Origin of the sequence: Pseudomonas sp. FYR_7 (genome assembly GCF_043106155.1) — a bacterium.
GTDB classification, from domain to species: domain Bacteria; phylum Pseudomonadota; class Gammaproteobacteria; order Pseudomonadales; family Pseudomonadaceae; genus Aquipseudomonas; species Aquipseudomonas parafulva_B.
Map to the genome: position 1 here is coordinate 24,207 of NZ_JBICMI010000072.1, position 22,395 is coordinate 46,601.

Here is a 22,395-nt window from a genome sequence, read left to right on the forward strand (position 1 = left end):
GCAGTACATGGCCCAGGAGCTCTATACCCGCACTAATCAAAAACTGTACTTTGCCGGGCTGGCACTGGAATCGATGGCCAGGGCTGAACAGAGCCAGGCCATGAACGCCCAGGGGCTGGTGCAGGCTGAGCGGGAGTCGGCCTTGTTTCATCTGCATGGTGCCTTGCTTGGCCTGTGTCACGAAATCAGTGGTTACTACCGCCTCCCTGCGCTGGCAAGCGTTGAGCAGGCTCTGGCGCAGGACGCCTTCAATGGCATCGCCATACCAGAAGTTGCCGAGCTCCTGGAGCTTGCCCGGCAACGGGAAACCTGGCTGGCGCAGATGCTGGCTGCCTATGCTGACTTGTTCCGAGCGCATGTGATGCGCAAACCACCCAAGACTGACGTCACCCAGCCGTTGATCCAGGCGGTCAGCCTCGATGAGCAGGTGCCTGCGTCGCTGTCCCGTGCCGAGCTTGAGGCGTGGCGCAGCGATCTCAAGGCACTCGTCAGGCGTTTTCGCGATGCGTTGAGTGAGTGCTGACAGCGTCGAGCGCTGGTACAATGCTCGCCTTTCGTGGAGAACCGCCCTTTATGTCTACGTCTTTTCTGGAAATTGTCGAGTTGCCTGATGGCCGCATCGAACTGCGTCGCGCCGAGGATGAAGGCTCACTGGTAACCCTGGATTTCTCAGAGGATGCCAAAGTATTCCTGCAGGGTCAGCACGTCGAGGTGGCCAAAGCCATGCTCAGCGTGGGTGTGCAGATGGCTGGACGGCTTGTGGATGGCGAGCTCGAACGTGACGAAGGGCCGCGCGTTCTGCACTGAAACGCGCAGTCGTGAGATGGCTGCCACCGGCCTGGCCGGTGTCGGCGGCAAACGTATCGAACAAATGAGTGTGGGAGTGTCGGAAAAGCGTTGCGCTTTTTGGGCGTTCTTTACTCGTCATGGCGAGCATGGCCTGGAGCGGTCAGGCCGGTAGTACGAATGCCGCAGTGTCAGCCGAAACGAATGTTCAGGCTTTGCGCGTTACCTACGCTTGCCGCACGCAACAGCAGCTGACGTGCGTTGGCATTGATGCTCCCCAACCAGCTGACCACGGTATGGCTACGGCCCAGGCGCAAGGCTTCGCACGCCAACTGCAAGGGAAGCTGGTTGCCCCGCGGATGAAGCAGCAGAATGCGTTCGCGGTTGAGCCCAGCCCTGCGCAGCCAGGCCTGTGTCAGGCTCGACGGTGGTGCAATGAGGGTCAACCAGCGAGTTTCGTCTTCTTCGCTGAGTTCGCGTAGCACAGGTGCCAGCAAGGTGTGACAGTGACTAGGGGCGCCGTGCAGTGACAATTCGCTGAACAGGTCGGGCATGTCGCTCTTGCGCGCCAGTTCGCTGGCCTTGAGGCCAGGCAGGACAGGCTGGGCGAGGAATGCTTCGAACAGCGGCAACTGGACTTGCTCGGTTGTATGGGTGAATGGCTGCATGACGCCTCCTGATTCAGCGGCGAATGACGCCGACGCTCAAGCCCTCGATCACCAGTTCCTGATCTTTCAGGTTGACTTCGATAGGGGCAAATTCCGGGTTTTCGGCCAGCAGCCAAACCTTGTTGCCTTCGCGCTTGAAGCGCTTGACGGTGACTTCGTCGCCGATGCGCGCCACGACGATCTGGCCGTTGCGGGCTTCGCGGCAGGTATGCACCGCCAATAGGTCGCCATCGAGGATGCCGACGTTCTTCATGCTCATGCCGTGCACACGCAATAGATAGTCGGCCTGGGGGTGGAAGAAGGCTGGGTTGATGTTGCAGGATTGCTCGATATGTTGCTCGGCAAGGATCGGGGCGCCGGCAGCAACGCGGCCGATGATCGGGAGCCCGGCTTCTTCGGCCTTGGCTTCGAGGCCGGGAATGCGAATGCCTCGGGAGGCGCCTGGCGTCATCTCGATAGCGCCTTTACGGGCCAGCGCCTTGAGATGCTCTTCGGCGGCATTGGGTGACTTGAAGCCCAGCTCCTGGGCAATCTCGGCACGAGTCGGCGGAAAGCCGTTATCCTCGAGGCTGCGCTTGATGAAGGCGAGGATTTCGGCTTGGCGTGGCGTCAGTTTCAACATGATCAGCGCTCTGTCTTTTTGTACAGTGACTGGGATTATATACAGTATTCGGCGCGCCGCAAGCTCTCCCACCGCCCAGGCCAGCTGATGGCCACGGATTACACCGGGTTCGCCGCCAAACGCCCTCGCAACGATATGGTTGACCGGCCGGTCACGAACGCTTGACAGAAGGGGGGTTGAAACGTATGTTTCAAACACCTGTTTGTATGGCGGAGTGCTTGGAGTAGTCATGGCCCAATCGGAAACCGTTGAACGCATCCTCGATGCTGCCGAGCAGCTGTTCGCCGAGCGCGGGTTCGCCGAAACCTCGTTGCGGCTGATCACCAGTAAGGCCGGCGTTAACCTGGCGGCGGTGAATTACCACTTCGGTTCCAAGAAAGCGCTGATCCAAGCGGTCTTCTCTCGTTTCCTGGGGCCATTCTGCGCCAGCCTTGAGCGCGAGCTGGAGCGGCGCCAGGCCCGCCCCGAGCACAAGCCTACCCTCGAAGAGTTACTGGAGATGCTGGTCGAGCAAGCCCTTGCCGTGCAGCCGCGCAGCAACAACGACCTGTCGATCTTCATGCGGCTGCTGGGCCTGGCGTTCAGCCAGAGCCAAGGCCATTTGCGCCGTTACCTCGAAGACATGTATGGCAAGGTGTTCCGCCGCTACATGTTGCTGGTCAACGAAGCCGCGCCACGCATTCCTCCGCTCGAATTGTTCTGGCGTGTGCATTTCATGCTCGGGGCTGCTGCGTTCAGCATGTCGGGCATCAAGGCGCTGCGAGCCATCGCCGAGACTGACTTTGGCATCAACACCTCCATCGAGCAGGTGATGCGCTTGATGGTGCCGTTCCTGGCTGCCGGCATGCGTGCCGATACCGGCGTCACCGATGCGGCCATGGCCAGCGCCCAGTTGCGCCCGCGCAGCAAGACTGTCAGCGGTGCAGCCCCCGCCAAGGCATGAACTCGCCAGTCGCCAGCCCTAAGCGGGCTTTCCCCTGTCTCTATTGAAGGATTTCTCATGACCGCCAGCCTGCAAGGCTCCTTGATGGTGGATATCGCCGGTACTTGGCTGACCGCCGAAGACCGGCAGCTGTTGCGCCAGCCCGAAGTGGGGGGGGTGATCATCTTCGCCCGCAACATCGACAGCCCGCGCCAGGTGCGTGCGTTGTGCGCGTCCATTCGTGCGCTGCGCCCGGACCTGATCCTGGCCGTCGACCAGGAGGGCGGTCGGGTACAGCGTCTGCGCCAGGGGTTCGTGCGCCTGCCGGCGATGCGTGCCCTGGCCGACACTGCCAATGCCGAGTACCTAGCCGAGCAATGTGGCTGGTTGATGGCGACCGAAGTCCTTGCCGTTGGCCTGGACCTGAGCTTCGCTCCGGTGCTGGACTTGGATCACCAGCGCAGCGCGGTGGTGGGCAGCCGCGCCTTCGAAGGTGATCCGCTGCGGGCTACGCAATTGGCCGGCGCGTTCATCCGCGGCATGAACGCGGCAGGCATGGCTGCCTGTGGCAAACATTTCCCAGGCCATGGTTGGGCAGAAGCCGATTCCCACGTGGCGATACCCACTGACGAGCGTAGCCTGGAGCAACTGCGTGGGGCAGACCTGGTGCCGTTCAGCCGCCTGAGTGGTCAATTGGCAGCAGTGATGCCTGCCCATGTGATCTACCCGCAGGTCGACAACCGTCCGGCAGGCTTTTCCCGCCGGTGGCTGCAAGATATTTTGCGCGGCGAGCTAGGTTTCGACGGGGTCATCTTCAGTGACGACCTGTCCATGGCCGGTGCTCATGTGGTCGGTGATGCGGCCAGCCGCATCGAGGCCGCGTTCAGTGCCGGGTGCGACATGGGGCTGGTTTGCAACGACCGTGCTGCGGCCGAACTGGCGCTTGGTGCTGCTCAGCGTATGCAGGTCACGCCGTCACCTCGGATCGCCAGCATGCGCGGCCAAGGCACCGCCTGCACCGATTATCGCCAGCATCCGCTTTGGCTGCAGGCGCTGTGTGCGCTCAAGGACGCGCAGTTGATCGACTAGCCGCTCATCGTCCAGCAGCTGTCGGAACGCGTATACCCAGCGGGTACGCGTTCCGACAGCTGCTACCGACCGCGCTTGCCCGGCAACGGGGCAAACAGCGCCTCTATTTCCTCGTCCCCCAGTCGCCATTGCCCGGCCTTGCCACCGTCTAGCAGGCTGGCAGCCAGCGCTGCTTTTTCCTGCTGTAACAGCTGAATCTTTTCCTCCACCGTGCCGCGGGTGATCAGCTTGAACACGAACACAGGCTTGTCCTGGCCAATGCGGTAGGCCCGGTCGGTCGCCTGGTTTTCGCTGGCTGGGTTCCACCACGGGTCGTAATGGATGACGGTGTCGGCTGCCGTCAGGTTCAAGCCCACCCCGCCTGCCTTGAGGCTGATCAGAAAGACCTGGCTGTCCCCCTCCTGGAACTGCTGGACAGGGGTGCGGCGGTCGCGAGTGTCGCCAGTCAACAGGCTGTAACGGATGCTGCGCTTTTTCAGTTCCTGCTCGATCAACGACAGCATCGAGGTGAACTGGGAGAACAGCAGCACGCGGCGGCCTTCGCCCATCAGCTCTTCGAGCATCTCCAGCAGCGCGCCCAGCTTGCCCTTGTCGCTCTGGTTGCCCTTGATGTCCACGCCCTTGACCAGGCGCAAGTCGCAACACACCTGTCGCAGCTTGAGCAGTGCATCGAGGATGACGATCTGGCTGCGTGCGGCACCGTTGCGGGCTACCTCGTCGCGAACCTTCTTGTCCATCGCCACCCGCACGGCCTCGTAGGTGTCACGCTGTGCGTCACTCAGTTCGACCCAGTGCACCAGCTCTGTCTTGGCTGGCAGCTCGGTGGCGACCTGCTCTTTCGTGCGGCGCAGCAGGAAGGGGCGAATGCGCGTGATCAGGTGGGTCAGGCGCTCGGTATTGCCCTGGCGCTCGATAGGCGTGCGGTAGTCCTGATTGAAGCGCTTGAGGTCACCCAGCCAGCCGGGCATCAGGAAGTGGAAGATCGACCACAGCTCGCCGAGATTGTTTTCCATCGGTGTACCGGTCAGGCACAGGCGCTGGGTAGCCTGCAGTTGGCACACGGCCATGGCTGCCTTGCTGGTGCTGCTCTTGATGTTCTGCGCCTCGTCGAGCAACAGCAGGTGCCATGGCTGTGCACGCAAATGCGCAAGATCGCGGGGTACCAGTGCATAGGTGGTCAGGATGAGGTCGTAATCGTGCAGGCGGGCGAAATGCTTGCTGCGGGCTGGCCCGTGCAGGGCCAGCACCCGAAGGCCGGGTGCGAAGCGCTGCGCCTCGTCCAGCCAGTTGGGTATCAGGCTGGTCGGCATGACAGCCAGTGCTGGCGCGCCTAAACGGCCCGCTTCTTTTTCCAGCAGCACATGGGCCAGGGCCTGCAAGGTCTTGCCCAGGCCCATGTCATCCCCAAGGATGCCACCGGTGCCCATTTCCCGCAGTGCTTGCAGCCAGTTGAGCCCTTGCTGCTGGTAGCCGCGCAGGTTGGCTTGCAAGCCGGCAGGGGGAGCGACCTGCAGATCCCTGGCATCGCGCAGGCGGCGACCCAGGTCGCGCACATGCTCACCGCCTTCCCAATGCAGGGGCAGCGCTTCGATCCCGTTCAGGCGCGCAGCGTCTGCTCGGCTCATGCGCAGTGCCGTTCCGGCCTCAGGTTCGCTCAGGTACAGCTCGCCCAAGGTCGCCATCACGGCCTTGACCCGGCCATAAGGCAGAGCCACGCGCAGGGCAGGGGCATCGATCCGGCCGCGGTTGAGATCGATCAGCAGGTGCTCCTCGTCGTTGCGCTTGGCCAGTTCGCTCGGGCGTAGCAGCTCAGGGCTGTTGCGCAACAGTTGCAGGACGATGGGCAGCAGGCTGTGCCGCTGCCCTTCGACGACGATACCCAACTCAAGGTCGAACCATTCACGGCCTGGCGTTTCATCGACCGTGGCGTACCAGTCTTCTACCTCCTGCAAGTCGAACGCGAAGTCGCGGTTGACGTCCACCTGCCAACCCGCTTCACGCAGCTGGGGCAGGTTGGTGCGCACGAATTGCAGCCAGGCCTCGTCGTCGGGAAGCAGGAACATTTCGCCGGCGCTGTCGGGCAGTGCCTTGCTCTGCCGGGTCGCGACCTTGAACCCCATGTCACGCAGGACATTGCGCAGGGCTTGCTCAGCCTTGGGCTGGCGGCTGATGCGCTGGCTCACGCTGCCCACCAGACGCGTCAGCGGCTTGTCGGTATTGCCGCTGGCCGACAGGCCGTCGTAGTCGAACGACAACGCGGCGCGGTGCTGCATCTGGCGCTGCATGCGACCGGTCTTGGGCATGTAGGCGGTGAACTCCAGGCTCCCAAGTACCAGGTGCGCGGTGGGCTGAATGTCATCGACGTGTTGCTCCTGGACCTCGGTCGGTGTCGGCACGGCATGGCTCAAGGCGTTGAGCTTGTGGCTGAGCGGCACGACCAGGTGCTCCGGCACCTCGGGCGCGAGGGTCAGTTGCATCGCAACGTGGGGGTTTAGCTCATGCTCCAGGACGCCGATCTCATGGGTGACCATGTCCAGGTAGTACAGCGGAAGCAATGGGATGACGCAGTTGGATTTATCCTCGCCAGTGAACCACAAGCCACGGTACGCACCATTGTCCAGGCGCACCCAGCGAAACTCGCCCTGGCGCACCGGCCCGGGCTGCAGTGGTGGTTGAGTGTCGAACAGGTACAGCCGGCCCGTGTCGATAATGCGCTGAAGCAACTCACCGCCTTCGCCCCCGGTCAGCCTGTAGCCCCGCTCCTGGCCGCCCCCCTGGTTGAGCGAGGAGAGTAGACGCAGGATGCGTGCGTCTTCTTCGGTCACGAATTTTGGCCGGTCGTACAGGAAGTCGTAGACCGATTGCACCCGGCTGAAGCGAATGCCGTCTTCGGTTTCGGTGCCTTTGCGCACGACCACCGAGCAACTGGCATCGTCCTGAAGGTGCAGGTTGTAGCAGACCGAGCGCCCGCGCTTGTCCTTGCCGGGTTTGACCGGTGCGGGCGCTTGCTCGAGATTGCTGAGCCAATACTGAAGCTCGGCTGACATCTGTGCAGAGGTGGGCTTGGCTATCAGTGGCTTGTCGAAGGGGTCGCTGATCAGCAGCAGCGCGGCTGCGCAATGCTTGCAGTTGTACCCCACAGGGCAACTGCAGTCGCCCTCGACGATGCAGCGCCCGGCATGCACGCTCACTTCGATGGTCTGCCTGTAGGTTTGTCCCGCACTGCCTTCGCACAGCGCAGAAAACCTTTGCCCGTCCAGGTACGCAAGCTCAGCCTTGCCCTCGCTCGCATAGACCTCGCCTCGCTTGAGAGCACCTGCATCGAAACATTCGATCCAGTTGGGGTACTCGTTCAGCAGCTCGAAGGCATCAGGTCCTTTACGTCTCATGGGTCACTGCTCCAGCATGTCCTGCGACGGCATCTTGGGTGTGCCGGGTGGGGTGATCTTCAACAGCATGGCCAGATGACCGCCGTCCAGGTAGGTCAGTTGTCCGCCTTTCACATTGCTGTTGGCCTGCCGAAATTGCTCGCTCTGCAGCACGCTGCCGTTGCCGTCGAGCTGGTTGACCCATAGGTTGGCTTCGACCTGGATGAAGCGACCCTGGGTGATGCTCAGGTTGCCCTCGATCGGGAAATGGCCGAACTGCTCGGTACCTTCACCGAATGCGATGCGACTGGGCCCATCGCCTACCTGCTGTTGCCAGGCCCGGTGCATGAGTACCGTGTAGTCGGCCGTGGCGCTCAAGCGTGTGGCCTCGTCTTCGAGCACCGGGCGCTGCTCTGCGCCTTTGTCCAGCCGTGGCGCGCCAGCGCTCCAGTCTTCAGGCGCGAACGGGCTGGTGAACGCGGGTACGTTGTTCTGCCTTACCAGGATCATTTCGACCTGATACGGGCCCTGGGCGAATGCCGCTGGGGCAAACGCCACCAGCAGCAGGGTCAGACAGCGAATGGCGCGCATGGATCTTCCTTAGGCAGGCTTTGGTGTCAGGCGCTCGAACAGCGCCTCAAGGGTGTTGAAACGCTCATCAGGCCGCTCCATCGGGACCATGAAGCGGAACTGGGTGGCGCCTTCGAACTTGTAGCGCTTGGGCTGGCTCTGGATCAGCTTGATCAGGGTCAGAGGATCGACCGGCGTTTCGGCCTCGAACTCGAGCTTGCCGCCATTGGGGCCAGCGTCGACTTTCTTGATGCCCAGTTTCTCCGCCTGCAACTTGAGCAGCGTCAGGCGCATGAGGTTCTTGGTGGGCTCTGGCAGAAGGCCGAAGCGGTCGATCATCTCGACCTGCAGGTCCTTGAGCCCTTCCTCATCGGCCGCCGAGGCGATGCGCTTGTACAGGATCAGCCGCGCATGCACGTCCGGCAGGTAGTCCTCGGGGATCAGGGCTGGCAGGCGCAGGTTAATTTCCGGGCCGCCGCCCAGCGGTTGTTCCAGGTTGGGCTGGGTGCCCTTGCGGATCGCCTTGACGGCGCGCTCGAGCATTTCCATGTACAGGGTAAAGCCCACCGCCTGGATCTGACCGCTCTGGCCGTCCCCGAGCAACTCGCCAGCCCCGCGGATTTCCAGGTCGTTGGTCGCGAGCACGAACCCGGCACCCAGGTCCTGGGTGTTGGCGATGGCTTCGAGGCGTTTTTCGGCGTCGCCGCTGACCTTCTGGCGCGTTGGCGTCAGCAGGTAGGCATAGGCCTGGTGGTGGCTGCGACCGACCCGGCCACGCAATTGGTGCAACTGGGCCAGACCGAACTTGTCGGCACGCTCGATGACGATGGTGTTGGCGCTGGGTACGTCGATGCCGGTTTCGATGATGGTCGAGGCCACCAGCACGTTGAAGCGCTTGTGATAGAAGTCGCTCATCACCTGCTCCAGCTCGCGCTCGCGCATCTGGCCGTGACCAATGCCGATACGCGCTTCTGGGACCAGTTCGGCCAGGTCGGCAGCGCATTTCTCGATGGTTTTCACATCGTTGTGCAGGTAGTACACCTGGCCACCGCGCAGCAGTTCGCGCAGCAGCGCTTCCTTGACGGTGCTGTTGTTCTGTTCCATGACGAAGGTGCGTACCGACAGGCGCCGGGCCGGCGGCGTGGCGATGATCGACAGATCGCGCATGCCCGCAACGGCCATGTTCAAGGTGCGCGGGATGGGCGTGGCGGTCAGGGTCAGGATGTCCACTTCGCTGCGCAGCGCCTTGAGCTGCTCTTTCTGACGCACCCCGAAACGATGCTCTTCGTCGATGATGGCCAGGCCCAGGTCCTTGAAGCGCACGTCGTCCTGGAGCAGCTTGTGGGTGCCGATCAGGATGTCGATCTTGCCCTCGGCCAGCTCGGCCGCGGCGTTGGCCACTTCCTTGGCCGACTTGAAGCGGCTCATCACCTCGACGGTGACCGGCCAGTCCGCAAAACGGTCGCGGAAACTGTTGTAATGCTGCTGGGCCAGCAGGGTGGTGGGCACCAGCACAGCCACCTGGCGACCGCTGTGCACGGCGATGAACGCTGCACGCATGGCCACCTCGGTCTTGCCGAAGCCTACGTCGCCGCACACCAGGCGATCCATGGGCTTGGGCGCCAGCATATCGGCGCGTACCGCTTCGATGGCCGCTTGCTGGTCGGGGGTTTCTTCGAACGGGAAGCCTGCGCTGAACGTGGCGTAGTCGGCGGCCGGGTCGGCGAACGCGTAACCCTTGCGCGCTGCACGGCGGGCATAGATGTCGAGCAGCTCGGCGGCGACGTCGCGTACCTGTTCGGCGGCCTTGCGCTTGGCTTTCTGCCAGGTTTCCGAGCCCAGGCGGTGCAGGGGCGCCAGCGCGTCATCGCTGCCGGTGTAGCGGGCGATCAGGTGCAGGTTGGCAACCGGTACGTAGAGCTTGGCGCCCTCGGCGTATTGGAGGGTCAGGAACTCGGCGGCCTGGCCGTCGATTTCCAGCGTCGCCAGGCCCAGGTAGCGGCCCACGCCATGATCGATATGCACCACCGGCGCGCCTTCACGCAGCTCGGTCAGGTTCTTGATGACGGCATCGTTGGCGGTTTCACCGCGCTTGTCGCGGCGGCGGCGCTGCATCACCCGCTGACCGAACAGCGGGCTTTCGGCGATCAGGGCCATGGCCGGGTCGTCGAGCAGCAGGCCTTCGTCGAGCGGTGCGATGGTGATGTTCAGGCGTTCGCTACCGGTGACGAAGTCGGTCCAGCCTTCGACCGTGTTCGGGCGCAGCTTGAGCCGTTCGAGCAGCTCCAGCAGCACTTCGCGGCGTCCGGCCGATTCTGCGGTGAACAACACGCGCCCATCGAACTGGTCGAGAAACCCTGCCAATGCCGCCAGCGGCTGGTTGGCCTTGGCTTCGATGGCAAGGTCAGGCAGGGGGCGGGCGGCGAAGCGCTGGCGCCCGGCGCCTGGGTCCAGGTCATCGCGGCTGACCACCACCCGTGGCCACTGCTTGAGGCGCGCGAAACAGTCTTCAACCGGCATGAACAGCTCGGCCGGCGGCAGCAAGGGCCGGCTCAGGTCGCCCCGGCGGTCCTCGTAGCGCCCGCGTACGTCGTTCCAGAAGTGTTCGGCCGCCTGCTCAACGCCCGGCAGCGAAAACACCTGGGTATCGGCCGGCAGGTAGTCGAACAGGGTCGAGGTTTCTTCGAAGAACAGCGGTAGGTAGTACTCGATACCGGACGGGATGATGCCGCTGGCCAGGTCCTGGAAGATCGCGCTGCGGCGAAAATCCACGTCGAAACGCTCGCGAAAGCGTGCCTTGAATCGGGTAACTTCCTCTTTTTGCATCGGAAATTCGCGTGCCGGCAGCAGGCGAATGGAGTCGACCTTGTCGATCGAGCGCTGGGTCTCGGGGTCGAACGTGCGCAGCGTTTCGATTTCGTCGTCGAACAGGTCGATGCGGTAGGGCAGCTTGCTGCCCATCGGGAACAGGTCGATCAAGGCCCCACGCACGGCGAACTCGCCATGCTCATAGACGGTGTCCACGCAGCGGTAACCATTGGCTTCCAGGCGGCTGCGCATCTGCTCCACATCGATGGTCTGGCCCACGTCCAGCACCAGGCTGCTGCCCAGCAGGAAGCGGGTAGGGGCCAGGCGATGCAAGGCCGTGGTGATGGGCACTACCAGGATGCCGTGGCTCAGCTCCGGCAGCCGGTACAGGCTGGCGATGCGCTGGGAGATGATGTCCTGGTGGGGCGAGAACAGGTCGTAGGGCAGGGTCTCCCAGTCGGGAAACGGCAGCACCGGCAACTCGGGCGCGAAGAACTTCAGTTCCTGCTCCAGGCGGTCGGCGGCCTGGCTGTCTGCCGTCAGCAGCAGGGTGAAGCGGCCAGCGCTGCTGGCGGCCTCGGCGATGGCAAGGCTGAGGGCGGCACCGGGCAGGTTGCCCCAGGTTTGTTTGCCGGCGGTAGCCGACAGTTGCGGTAGGCGCAGAACTGACACGGGAGATTGCACTCCAAGCGTTTCGGCAAAGAGACCGATTGTACCGGTGACGCTGGCGGCTGTCAGGCTCCAATGGGGCAGGATGATCGATGTGCGTGACCACGACAGGCGCTCATTGCCGGTTACGCATCGGGGCGTCATAATGTAGCCCCTTTTTTCTGTCCCTACATGTGGAAGGTTCCCGTGACTCAGAAGCCCGACCAGTGTCTTGGTGAGTGGATCGATCGTGAAGCCCTGGCTGAAGCGATGATCCCGCTTATCGGTCAGCTCTACCGCAACAACAATGTGGTGAGCTCGATCTATGGCCGCAGCCTGATCAACCGTTCGGTTATCTCGATCCTCAAGGCACACCGCTTTGCGCGTCATCGCCAGACCGACGAAACCGAACTGTCCGTTCACGAGACATTCCCCCTGCTCAAGGCCATGAGCGAGCTGAAACTGGGCGCCGCCTCGGTCGACCTGGGCAAGCTGGCCAACAAGTTCAAGCTCGAAGGCAACGGCCGCAGCGCCGAGCAGTTCGTGCGTGAAGAACTGGCTGACGTGGTGGGCCAGCAGAACGCCGCCGCGCGCAAAGGCACCGACGTCGTGCTGTATGGTTTCGGCCGTATCGGTCGCCTGCTGGCGCGTATCCTGATCGAGAAGACCGGTGGTGGCGACGGCCTGCGCCTGCGTGCCATCGTCGTGCGCAAAGGCGCCGAGAACGATCTGGTCAAGCGTGCCAGCCTGCTGCGTCGTGATTCGGTGCATGGGCCGTTCGATGGCACCATCACCATCGACGAAGCCAACAACACCTTGACGGCCAACGGCAACCTGATCCAGATCATCTACGCCAAGAACCCGAGCGAAGTCGACTACACCCAGTACGGCATCGACAACGCGCTGATCGTGGACAACACCGGCGTATGGCGTGATGCCGACGGCCTGGGCCAGCACCTGGCCTGCCCGGGTGCCAGCCGCGTGATCCTCACCGCACCTGGCAAGGGTGCCCTGAAGAACATCGTGCATGGCATCAACCACGGCGAGATCACGGCCGATGACAAGATCATCTCCGCCGCCTCCTGCACCACCAACGCCATCGTGCCGGTGCTCAAGGCCGTCAACGACCAGTACGGCATCGTCAACGGCCACGTCGAAACCGTTCACTCGTTCACCAACGACCAGAACCTGATCGACAACTTCCACAAGGGCAGCCGCCGTGGCCGCGCCGCGCCGCTGAACATGGTCATCACCGAAACCGGTGCTGCCACCGCCGCCGCCAAGGCCCTGCCTGTGCTCAAGGGCAAGTTGACCGGCAACGCCATTCGCGTGCCGACGCCGAACGTGTCGATGGCAATCCTCAACCTGAACCTGGAAAAGGCCACCAGCCGCGAGGAAATCAACGAGTACCTGCGCCAGACGGCCATGCACTCGGACCTGCACAAGCAGATCGACTATGTGAGCTCCCAGGAAGTGGTCTCCACCGACTTCGTGGGTTCGCGCCACGCCGGTGTGGTAGACGCCGAAGCCACCATCTGCAACGACAATCGCGTCGTGCTGTACGTGTGGTATGACAACGAGTTCGGCTACAGCTGCCAGGTCGTGCGCGTGATGGAAGACATGGCCGGGGTCAACCCACCTGCCTTTCCACGCTGATCGGCCAGTCAGACGCTGAACACACGGGAACCTTCGGGTTCCCGTTTTCGTTTGCGCTGCCGGGCAAGGGCGCTTGTCCTAGCAGGGCGCAGGGGGTCATCGAGTGACTCAGCGCAACATTTCAGGGACAATAACCGCCGTTTCGCAGGTGCCTGGGCGGTTTTTCCGTCTGAGCAGGCAGTGCAAGGTGGTCGAAAGCGTGGACAAGGATGATTGCCGCCAGGGAGACGGTGCTTTATGTAGTGCGGGCGAAATTGGCCTACGACGCGACCAAGGGTTAATGTGCGCGCCGTTCACGCTTGATTAGACTGCACCCGATTTTTCTCATGGCGCCGAGGCGGCATGATCGTGCGCCGCAAGCGACCGTGGCTTGCGGGCCAGTTCTGAAGGAGTACGCATGGCTGTCTACAACTACGACGTAGTGGTGCTGGGTTCCGGCCCGGCCGGGGAAGGTGCGGCAATGAACGCCGCCAAAGCAGGGCGCAAGGTGGCAATGGTCGACACCCGTCGCCAGGTCGGGGGTAACTGCACCCACCTGGGCACCATCCCGTCCAAGGCACTGCGTCACTCGGTGCGGCAGATCATGCAGTTCAACACCAACACCATGTTCCGCGCCATCGGCGAGCCGCGTTGGTTCTCTTTCCCGGACGTGCTCAAGAGCGCCGAAAAGGTCATCGCCAAGCAGGTGGCCTCGCGCACGGGCTACTACGCCCGCAACCGCGTCGACCTGTTCTTCGGCACCGGCAGCTTCGCTGACGAGCAGACCGTCGAAGTGGTCTGCCCCAATGGCGTGGTGGAAAAGCTCAACGCCAAGCACATCATCATCGCCACCGGTTCGCGCCCCTACCGACCAGCAGACATCGACTTCAACCACCCGCGTGTGTACGACAGCGACACCATCCTCAGCCTCAGCCACACCCCGCGCAAGCTGATTGTGTATGGCGCCGGCGTGATCGGGTGCGAGTACGCCTCGATCTTCAGCGGCCTGGGTGTGCTGGTCGAGCTGGTGGACAACCGAGGGCAACTGCTCAGTTTCCTGGATTCGGAAATCTCCCAGGCCCTGAGCTACCACTTCAGCAACAACAACATCACCGTGCGCCACAACGAAGATTATGAGCGGGTCGAGGGCCTGGACAACGGCGTCATCCTGCACCTGAAGTCGGGCAAGAAGATCAAGGCCGATGCCTTGCTCTGGTGCAACGGGCGGACCGGCAATACCGACAAGCTGGGGCTGGAGAACATCGGCATCAAGGTCAACAGCCGCGGTCAGATCGAAGTGGACGAGGCCTACCGCACCAGCGTGCCGAATATCTACGGCGCAGGCGACGTGATCGGCTGGCCGAGCCTGGCCAGTGCCGCGCACGACCAGGGCCGCTCGGCCGCAGGCAGCATCGTCGACAACGGCAGCTGGCGTTTCGTCAACGATGTGCCGACGGGCATCTATACCATTCCGGAGATCAGCTCGATCGGCAAGAACGAGCAGGAACTGACCCAGGCCAAGGTGCCCTATGAAGTGGGCAAGGCCTTCTTCAAGAGCATGGCCCGGGCGCAGATCGCCGGTGAGCCCCAGGGCATGCTGAAAATCCTGTTCCACCGCGAGACCCTGCAGGTGCTGGGTGTGCACTGCTTCGGCTACCAGGCATCCGAGATCGTGCATATCGGCCAGGCAGTGATGAACCAGCCAGGCGAGCTGAACAACCTCAAGTACTTTGTGAACACCACGTTCAACTACCCGACCATGGCAGAGGCCTATCGGGTAGCGGCCTATGACGGTCTGAACCGGCTTTTTTGAGCGGCTCCGACCGGTGGCCTGAGCCGGTCGGAGAGACCGAATTCAACCCTGCCCGAGGGTGGTCCTGGCCAAACCGGGAAAGTCTGTAATCAGGCTGTCCACGCCAAAATCAGCGAGCCTGCGCATCAGCGCCGGCTCGTTGACCGTCCATACCGATACGTGCAAACCCTGCTTCTGCGCCTTTTGCAGGCGTTCCGGGGTGCACAACGTCCAATTCAGTGCCAGCATCTGGCAACCATAATTCTGTGCAACCTTCAGCGGGTCGAGCCAGGCGTATTCGGCCACCAGGCCGCGTTGCACGTCCGGCACCAATTCTTGAGCGGCGCCCAGCACTTCGCGTGAACTTGAGGTGATCGTCACCTTGTCCAGCAAGCCGAACTGCTGGACCAGCTCGCGTATGGCCAGCACCGTAGTGGCTGCGCGGGTGCGCGAGGCGCTCTTGACTTCCAGCTGCCAGTGCTCGAACGGGCACTTCACGAACAGCTCTTCCAGGCGTGGGATGGGGCAGGGCTGGACCCAGCCCGGGCCACCCTGACGTGCGTCGAGCTTGACCAGGTCTTCGGCCGGGTGCTCGACCACCTTGCCGCGCTTGCCGGTGGTGCGCTTGAGGGTAGGGTCATGGATCACCATCAGCTGGTTGTCGGCCGATAGGTGCAGATCCAGCTCGCAGCGCATGATGCCGTGGGACAGGCACTGGCGGAAGCTGTTCAGGGTGTTCTCGGGTGCTTCGCCCTTGGCGCCGCGATGGCCGTAGATCAGGGTCACGTTCGTTCCTTCAGTGAGAAAATGAGTCAGGGTGATGGGGCGTTCTGTTCCAGTTGCTGGCGTCTTTGCTGTTGCTGGCGTTGCAGAATGTAGCGGGCAAGCAGTTGGCGCTGGGCATCGACCATGTCGATGAATTCGATGCCGACCTCGAAGCCGCCCTGGGGCCTGGCGTCGCAATGGGTGATCTTGCCGCGCAACAGCAGGCCGTGGGCGCGCGGCATCAGCACCATTTGTACCTTCACCTGGGTACCCTGTGCAAAGGGCTCTGGCTGGATGCACTCCAGGCCACCTTCGGACACCACGACTGCCTGCGGCTGGCCTACCTCGCCCAGCAGGGTATGGGCGACCACGGCGCTGAGCACGTCCAGGCGCTTGTTTTGTACCCGCAGAAACGCTGCAAGGGTGCGGTCCTTGTCGCTGAGCTGGCGCAGCAGGTGCTGGGCCTCGAAGTCGGCCAGGTGCAGCTCGCTGAGCAGATTGAACAGCGGGGAATCATCCTGCAACACATCTGGATCCAGGGCTTCGGCCGCGCTCAATGGGCTGATTTGAAGTGCGATCCGATCGGCGATGCGGTAGTATTCGCGGCGATCTTCTTCGTCTAATGTCGTCATGGCGAACCCATGGTAGCGGCGGTGGTCCGAGTGTAAAGCCGCCATAGGCGCCTCGCCACAAGGACGTTCCCTTCCATCCGAACAAGCCCCGACATGTTCAGACCTCTTTTCGCATTCATCGGCACGCGTTATACCCGTGCCAAACGTCGCAATCACTTCGTCTCGTTCATTTCCCTGACCTCGATGATCGGCCTCGCCCTGGGCGTGGTAGTCATGATCGTGGTGCTGTCGGTGATGAACGGGTTCGACCACGAGATGCGCACCCGCGTGTTGGGCATGATCCCTCACGCCACGCTCGAGAGCGGCCAGCCCATCGCCGACTGGCCTGCCCTTGCCGAACAAGTAAAGCAGAATCGGCAGGTGGTGGCGGTCGCGCCCTTCACCCAGATGCAGGGTCTGCTCACCCATGACGGCAAGGTGCAGAAGGTGCTGCTCAACGGCATCGATCCGGCCCGGGAACGGGAGGTGTCGATCATCGACAACTTCGTCCAGCAGGGCCGGCTGGACCAGTTGGCGCCCGGCGAGTGGGGCATCATGATCGGTGACAAGGCCGCGGCCAAGTTGGGTGTGGCCGTAGGCGACAAACTCACCTTCGTGGCCCCGGAGGTCAGCGTCACGCCGGCCGGCATGTTCCCGCGCATGAAGCGCTTCACCGTGGTGGGCACCTTCCATGTGGGGGCCGGCGAGATCGACGGTTACCTGGGGCTGACCAACATCGCCGACCTGTCGCGCCTGCACCGCTGGAAGCCCGACCAGGTGCAGGGCCTGCGCTTGAAGTTCGATGACCTGTTCCAGGCCCCGCGCGTGGCCTACGACATCGCCCAACAACTGGGTGACCAGGATTTCTATAGCCGCGACTGGACCCGTACCCATGGCAATCTCTACCAGGCCATTCGCATGGAAAAAGCCATGATCGGCCTGCTGTTGCTGCTGATCGTCGCGGTTGCCGCGTTCAACATCATTTCCACACTGGTGATGGTGGTCAACGACAAGCGGGGGGACATCGCCATCCTGCGCACGTTGGGCGCCACCCCTGGGCAAATCATGCTCATCTTCATGGTGCAGGGCACTGTGATCGGTGTGGTGGGCACGTTGATCGGGGCCGTGGTGGGCATCATTGCGGCGCTCAACGTCAGCACGGTCATCGCCGGTATCGAGCACCTGATCGGCCACAAATTCCTCAACGCCGACGTGTATTTCATCGATTACCTGCCCTCGCAGATCCAGGCCCAGGATGTGTACATGGTCTGTGGTGCGGCATTGGTCCTGAGTTTCTTCGCCACCCTGTACCCTGCCTGGCGTGCGGCACGCACCCAGCCGGCAGAGGCGTTACGTTATGAGTGAGTCGCGCATGAGTGATAAAGCCGTTCTGAGTTGCCGCAACCTGGGCAAGTCCTACGATGAGGGCCCCGAGTCGGTGCAGGTCTTGTCTGGCCTGAACCTTGAACTGCACGCCGGCGAGCGTATCGCCATTGTCGGCAGTTCGGGGTCGGGCAAAAGCACCTTGCTCAACCTGCTGGGGGGCCTGGATCGCCCCACCCAGGGCAGTGTCTGGCTGGCCGGCGAAGAGCTGTCGGCATTGGGCGAGCGCGCCCGGGGCCTGCTGCGCAACCGCGAGTTGGGCTTCGTGTACCAGTTTCATCACCTGCTGCCCGAATTCACGGCCCTCGAGAACGTGTGCATGCCACTGCTGATCGGCCGTACGGCTATTCCAGAGGCGCGTGAACGTGCCGAGGCGCTGCTCAAACGCGTTGGGCTGGGGCATCGCCTCAATCACAAGCCGGCCGAGCTGTCTGGCGGCGAGCGTCAGCGAGTGGCCATCGCACGTGCGCTGGTCAACCGCCCAGGCCTGGTGATGCTGGACGAACCCACCGGGAACCTCGATCACCATACTGCACAGGGCATCCAGGAGTTGATGCAGGAACTGTCCAGCGCTTCGCGCACGGCGTTCCTGGTGGTGACCCACGACCTGAGCCTTGCGCGTCAGATGGACCGTGTACTGAAACTCGACAATGGCCACCTGGTGGCGATCTGACCGACCGAGCGGGGTGACCCTTTCATCCCGCGACCTGTTTTGATTGGGTGTATCCGCACATGTTCAGACCCCTGCCCATCTTCATCGGCGCGCGCTATACCCGGGCCAAGCGTCGCAACCATTTCATCTCGTTCATCTCCATGACCTCGATGATCGGCCTGTCCCTGGGCGTGCTGGCCATGATCGTGGTGCTGTCGGTGATGAACGGCTTCCAGCGCGAAATGAGCTCGCGCATCCTGGGCCTGGTACCCCACGCGGCCATCCTGGGCCAGCAGCCGCTGGACAACTGGCAGCAGGTGGCCGATGCGGCCATGAAAAACCCTGCCGTGGTTGCCGCGGCCCCGATCACCGAAATGGAAGGCATGCTGTCCTACAAGGGCGCCATGCAGCCGATTCAGGTTGGCGGTATCGACCCGGCCGAGGAAAACAAGGTGTCGATCGTAGGGCGGCACATCGTTCAGGGCCGCCTGCAGGACTTGCAGCCGGGCGAGTTCGGCGTGGTGATCGGCGAGCTGACGGCCCGCCGCTTTCGGCTGAATACCGGGGACAAACTGACCTTGATCGTGCCGGAGATCAGCAGCGAGCCTGGCGGGATCACCCCACGCATGCAGCGCTTGACCGTGGTGGGCATCTTCAAGGTGGGCGCCGAACTCGATGGTTCCCAGGCCTACATTCACATGGCCGATGCCGCGAGCATGCAGCGTTGGGCGCCCGGCCAGGTGCAGGGTGTGCGGCTGAAACTGCATGACCTGTACGCCGCCCCGCAGGTGTCCAAGGCCATCGCAGCGCAGCTGGGTGAGGGCTATCGGGCAGATGACTGGTCCCATACCCAAGGTAGCCTGTTCAGCGCCATGAAGATGGAAAAGACCATGATCGGCCTGTTGCTGCTGATGATCATTGCCGTGGCCGCGTTCAACATCATCGCCACCTTGGTCATGGTGGTAAACGACAAAGGGCCGGATATCGCCATCCTGCGTACCCTCGGGGCAACGCCTGCGCAGATCATGGGTACGTTCATGGTCCAGGGCAGCTTGATTGGCGTGGTCGGCACGCTGATCGGCGGCGTGCTGGGGGTGATCGCCGCGCTCAACGTGAGCCAGATCGTGGGCTGGCTGGAGCGGATCAGCGGTCAGCATATCTTCACCTCCGACGTGTACTTCATCAGCAGCCTGCCATCGGAGCTGCAAAGCGGGGACGTGGTGATGATCTGCGCGGCGGGGCTGGTGATGAGCTTCTTGGCTACCCTCTACCCAGCCTACCGGGCTTCCCAGGTACAACCGGCCATTGGCTTGGCGGTTTGACGGAGCCTTTACCGGCCTGTGAAGTCCAGCGTGAAGCGGGTCCAGCCAGCCTCGCACGCCACCTGAATCCGCCCGCCATGGGCCTGCACGATCGACCGCGTGATCGCCAGGCCCAGGCCGGCATGTTCGCCGCCGCCGTCATGCCTGGAAGGGTCCACCCGGTAGAAACGATCGAACAGCCGTGGCAGTGCCGTCGCCTCGATGGCGCTGCCGGTGTTGGCCACGGTAATGCTCGGCCCTGCCGCCAGTGTGATCCGCACCTGTCCGCCCGCAGGCGTGAAGCGCAAGGCGTTGTCGAGCAAGTTGCAGAGCGCCCGGCGCAGCATGGTCCGGTCGCCGGGCAGCCACGCCTGCCCCTGGCGTGTCAGCTGCACGGCCGCTTCTTCAGCAGCCAGGGCGTAATACTCCAACAGCGAATCCACTTCATCATGCAGCGCCAGTGGAGTGTCACCGGGTGCCAATAGCCCCTGGTCGGCCTTGGCCAGAAAGAGCATGTCATTGATCATCTGCGCCATCGCTTGCAGCTCTTCGAGGTTGTCGTGCAATGCCTCCCGGTAGGCGTCGAGGCTGCGTGGGCGAGTCAGGGTGACCTGGGTGTGGGTCAGCAGATTGGACAGCGGCGTACGCAGTTCATGGGCGATATCGGCCGAAAACGCCGACAGGCGCTGAAACGCATCGTCCAGGCGCTGCAGCATGGCATTGAGGCTGTCAGCCAATTGGGCCAGTTCGGCAGGCATCTGCTCCACAGGTAGGCGAGTGGTGAGCGAGCGGGCAGAGACGCGTGCGGTGATGCGCCCCATCTGCCTCAAGGGGCGCAGGCCACTACGTGCTGCCCAGCCGCCCAGCAGGGCGGTGACCAGCGCCGACAGCCCGACTGTCAGCCAGACCAGACGCTGCATGCCTTGCAGAAAATGCTGGTGATGGGTGATGTCAAGGTACAGCACAAGGTGCGGTGAGGCCGCGCTGCCGGGCATCAGCGCCACAGCAAGGCTACGGTAGTCAGTGCCCTGCGCGTGCAGCGTGTTCAAACCCGTGGAGGAGGGCGCAGGGGGGAGGCCGGCGCGGCTCTCGAACCAAGTGGCGCCACTGCCTGAGGTGACCCGCACGGACAGGTCGGCCTGATGACTCAGCTCCTCGTGTAGGGCAGGCAGGCGGGTTTGCAGATCGGCTTGTGTGCCGACGTCAGTGAGGTGACGGCGCAACAATGACAGGCGCGACGCCAGCAACTGCTGGTCGAGTTCGATGAAATGCTGCTCGCTGGCCTGATTGAACACAAGGCCCGCCCCTAGCGAAACCGCAGCTGTGCAGGCGGCGAACAGCAGCGCCAGGCGGCTGGTCAGCGAAATGCGGCGCCTCACGATGAACGCACTTCCAGCACATAACCCATGCCGCGCACCGTGTGGATCAGCTTGTCGTCGTAGGCATCGTCCACCTTGGCCCGCAGTCGCCGAATGGCCACTTCGATCACGTTGGTGTCGCTGGCAAAGTTCATGTCCCATACCTGGGACGCGATAAGCGCCTTGGACAGCACTTCACCCTGACGGCGCAACAGCAGCTCGAGCAAACCGAATTCTTTCGCGGTCAGGTCGATGCGCTGGCCGCCGCGCTCGACACGCCGGCGAATCAGGTCAAGGCGCAGGTCCGCCACCGCCAGCGAGGTATCGGCACTGGGCGTGGCCCCGCGCCTGAGCAGGCTGCGCACACGCGCCAGCAGCTCCGAAAAGGCGAATGGCTTGATCAGGTAATCATCGGCGCCCAGTTCCAAGCCATGTACCCGGTCCTCGATGGCATCGCGGGCGGTCAGAAACAGCACAGGCGTATCGATACCGGCTTGTCGCACGGCCTTGAGGATCTGCCAGCCGTCGCGCCCTGGCAGCATCACATCCAGGATCAGCAGATCGTGATCGCCCGTCAGGGCCAGGAACTGGCCTGTCTCGCCATCGGTGGCCAGCTCTACCGTGAAGCCGGCCTCGCTCAGGCCCTGATGCAGGTACTGGCCAGTACGCACTTGGTCTTCGACGATCAACAGTTTCATTGAGGCAAGCTCCGGCTGGCGATGCGGCGCCGCGGTGGAGTCCAGCCGGCGCACAGGTGCCAGGATCATACGTGACCTGCGCGGCGTTCGGCCAAACTGACAGGCTTGTAATGCAGCGGTCAGGTTCATGGCAGTCGCATGGGCTTAACATCGCGCTGTTCAATCCAACGAATGGAAACCCCGATGTCTCGCTTTATCTTTGCCTGCGCACTGACGCTGGCCAGTAGTCTTGCTCAGGCAGGCACCGCCCATACACTGGCTTTCGGTGAGCCTGCGCCAGCCGAAAAAGCCACCCGCACGGTCGAGGTGAGGCTCAAGGACATCGCCTTCGAGCCCGCCAGCCTCACTGTCAAGGCGGGTGAGACGGTGCGCTTCGTGTTGATCAACGAAGGGCAATTGCCCCACGAGTTCAACCTGGGTGACAAGGCCATGCATGCCGAACACCAGAAGCAGATGATTGCCATGCAAGGCGAGCTGTCCACTGCGGCCGTAGGCGAACAGGGCATGGGGCATGGCGCCATGAGCGGACATGATCATGGCGCAGGCCATGGGCATGGCGGCGGTAACACGGTGCTGGTGATGCCTGGCCAGCGCGCCGAGTTGACCTGGACCTTCAAGGCCTCTGCACCCATCGAATTCGCCTGTAATGTGCCAGGCCATTACCAAGCGGGCATGGTGGGGCCGCTGATCATCGAATGAGTGGCGCTGCAAGGCGGCAA

Annotated in this window: 19 protein-coding genes; 10 read left to right on the forward strand and 9 right to left on the reverse strand. The window is 62.9% G+C overall.

The window, feature by feature from the left end:
• The first annotated feature begins 7 nt into the window (after positions 1–7).
• Positions 8–523, forward strand: coding sequence for a DUF6586 family protein (locus tag ACF8R3_RS17545; protein ID WP_392515950.1), 516 nt, complete (start codon positions 8–10; stop codon positions 521–523).
• A gap of 50 nt (positions 524–573) precedes the next feature.
• Positions 574–807 (forward strand): hypothetical protein, encoded by a 234-nt coding sequence (locus ACF8R3_RS17550; RefSeq protein WP_023534164.1) that lies wholly within the window; start codon positions 574–576, stop codon positions 805–807.
• A 170-nt stretch (positions 808–977) separates the two neighbouring features.
• Here the strand turns inward: ACF8R3_RS17550 and sulA are convergent, their stop codons facing one another.
• Together sulA and lexA are read right to left on the reverse strand one after the other, a co-directional pair.
• Positions 978–1,454 (reverse strand): SOS-induced cell division inhibitor SulA, encoded by a 477-nt coding sequence (gene sulA, locus ACF8R3_RS17555; RefSeq protein WP_058639656.1) that lies wholly within the window; start codon positions 1,452–1,454, stop codon positions 978–980.
• A gap of 13 nt (positions 1,455–1,467) precedes the next feature.
• The gene (gene lexA, locus ACF8R3_RS17560; protein WP_023534260.1) at positions 1,468–2,076 is read right to left on the reverse strand and encodes a transcriptional repressor LexA; all 609 of its coding nucleotides are present in this window, start codon (positions 2,074–2,076) and stop codon (positions 1,468–1,470) included.
• 229 nt (positions 2,077–2,305) lie between these two features.
• Between lexA and ACF8R3_RS17565 the strand changes: the two genes are divergently transcribed.
• Both ACF8R3_RS17565 and nagZ read left to right on the forward strand, forming a co-directional pair.
• Positions 2,306–3,019 carry a TetR/AcrR family transcriptional regulator gene (locus ACF8R3_RS17565; RefSeq protein WP_058639655.1) on the forward strand — a complete coding sequence of 238 codons (714 nt, stop codon included), beginning with the start codon at positions 2,306–2,308 and terminating at the stop codon, positions 3,017–3,019.
• A 69-nt stretch (positions 3,020–3,088) separates the two neighbouring features.
• Positions 3,089–4,087: a beta-N-acetylhexosaminidase gene (gene nagZ, locus ACF8R3_RS17570; RefSeq protein WP_392515977.1), complete on the forward strand. Its 999-nt coding sequence runs from the start codon at positions 3,089–3,091 to the stop codon at positions 4,085–4,087.
• Between the two features lie 62 nt (positions 4,088–4,149).
• On the opposite strand, the gene ACF8R3_RS17575 is transcribed toward nagZ, so the two are convergent.
• Genes ACF8R3_RS17575 through mfd form a run of 3 tightly spaced genes read right to left on the reverse strand, consistent with a single transcriptional unit; the run spans position 4,150 to position 11,505 of the window.
• Complete coding sequence (locus tag ACF8R3_RS17575) at positions 4,150–7,476, reverse strand: SNF2-related protein (protein ID WP_392515951.1); 3,327 nt, start codon at positions 7,474–7,476, stop codon at positions 4,150–4,152.
• Between the two features lie 3 nt (positions 7,477–7,479).
• A complete protein-coding gene (locus ACF8R3_RS17580; protein ID WP_392475346.1) occupies positions 7,480–8,046 on the reverse strand; it encodes a peptidoglycan binding protein CsiV in 567 nt (188 codons plus the stop codon).
• A gap of 9 nt (positions 8,047–8,055) precedes the next feature.
• On the reverse strand, positions 8,056–11,505 hold the full coding sequence (gene mfd, locus ACF8R3_RS17585; protein ID WP_392515978.1) for a transcription-repair coupling factor: 3,450 nt from the start codon (positions 11,503–11,505) through the stop codon (positions 8,056–8,058).
• 168 nt (positions 11,506–11,673) lie between these two features.
• Between mfd and ACF8R3_RS17590 the strand changes: the two genes are divergently transcribed.
• Positions 11,674–13,137: a glyceraldehyde-3-phosphate dehydrogenase gene (locus ACF8R3_RS17590; RefSeq protein WP_027915082.1), complete on the forward strand. Its 1,464-nt coding sequence runs from the start codon at positions 11,674–11,676 to the stop codon at positions 13,135–13,137.
• A 397-nt stretch (positions 13,138–13,534) separates the two neighbouring features.
• The gene (gene sthA, locus ACF8R3_RS17595) at positions 13,535–14,929 is read left to right on the forward strand and encodes a Si-specific NAD(P)(+) transhydrogenase (protein WP_023534167.1); all 1,395 of its coding nucleotides are present in this window, start codon (positions 13,535–13,537) and stop codon (positions 14,927–14,929) included.
• A gap of 42 nt (positions 14,930–14,971) precedes the next feature.
• Here the strand turns inward: sthA and ACF8R3_RS17600 are convergent, their stop codons facing one another.
• Positions 14,972–15,694 carry a glycerophosphodiester phosphodiesterase gene (locus ACF8R3_RS17600; RefSeq protein ID WP_392515952.1) on the reverse strand — a complete coding sequence of 241 codons (723 nt, stop codon included), beginning with the start codon at positions 15,692–15,694 and terminating at the stop codon, positions 14,972–14,974.
• A 26-nt stretch (positions 15,695–15,720) separates the two neighbouring features.
• Complete coding sequence (locus tag ACF8R3_RS17605; protein WP_058605715.1) at positions 15,721–16,305, reverse strand: PilZ domain-containing protein; 585 nt, start codon at positions 16,303–16,305, stop codon at positions 15,721–15,723.
• Between the two features lie 93 nt (positions 16,306–16,398).
• Here ACF8R3_RS17605 and ACF8R3_RS17610 point away from each other — a divergent pair, with 93 nt between their 5' ends.
• From ACF8R3_RS17610 to ACF8R3_RS17620, 3 genes are read left to right on the forward strand one after another with little or no spacing between them, the layout of a single operon-like run.
• Positions 16,399–17,649: a lipoprotein-releasing ABC transporter permease subunit gene (locus ACF8R3_RS17610; RefSeq protein ID WP_058605705.1), complete on the forward strand. Its 1,251-nt coding sequence runs from the start codon at positions 16,399–16,401 to the stop codon at positions 17,647–17,649.
• A gap of 7 nt (positions 17,650–17,656) precedes the next feature.
• On the forward strand, positions 17,657–18,340 hold the full coding sequence (lolD, locus tag ACF8R3_RS17615; RefSeq protein ID WP_174435400.1) for a lipoprotein-releasing ABC transporter ATP-binding protein LolD: 684 nt from the start codon (positions 17,657–17,659) through the stop codon (positions 18,338–18,340).
• A gap of 59 nt (positions 18,341–18,399) precedes the next feature.
• The gene (locus ACF8R3_RS17620) at positions 18,400–19,641 is read left to right on the forward strand and encodes a lipoprotein-releasing ABC transporter permease subunit (RefSeq protein WP_058639650.1); all 1,242 of its coding nucleotides are present in this window, start codon (positions 18,400–18,402) and stop codon (positions 19,639–19,641) included.
• 8 nt (positions 19,642–19,649) lie between these two features.
• Here ACF8R3_RS17620 and ACF8R3_RS17625 read toward each other — a convergent pair whose 3' ends face one another.
• Together ACF8R3_RS17625 and ACF8R3_RS17630 are read right to left on the reverse strand one after the other, a co-directional pair.
• The gene (locus ACF8R3_RS17625) at positions 19,650–20,999 is read right to left on the reverse strand and encodes a heavy metal sensor histidine kinase (protein ID WP_392515953.1); all 1,350 of its coding nucleotides are present in this window, start codon (positions 20,997–20,999) and stop codon (positions 19,650–19,652) included.
• Positions 20,996–21,676, reverse strand: a complete 681-nt coding sequence (locus ACF8R3_RS17630) for a heavy metal response regulator transcription factor (RefSeq protein WP_058639676.1) — start codon at positions 21,674–21,676, stop codon at positions 20,996–20,998. The genes ACF8R3_RS17625 and ACF8R3_RS17630 overlap by 4 nt, the downstream gene beginning before the upstream one ends.
• 183 nt (positions 21,677–21,859) lie before the next feature.
• Between ACF8R3_RS17630 and ACF8R3_RS17635 the strand changes: the two genes are divergently transcribed.
• Positions 21,860–22,375: a plastocyanin/azurin family copper-binding protein gene (locus ACF8R3_RS17635; RefSeq protein WP_392515954.1), complete on the forward strand. Its 516-nt coding sequence runs from the start codon at positions 21,860–21,862 to the stop codon at positions 22,373–22,375.
• Positions 22,376–22,395: the final 20 nt, after the last annotated feature.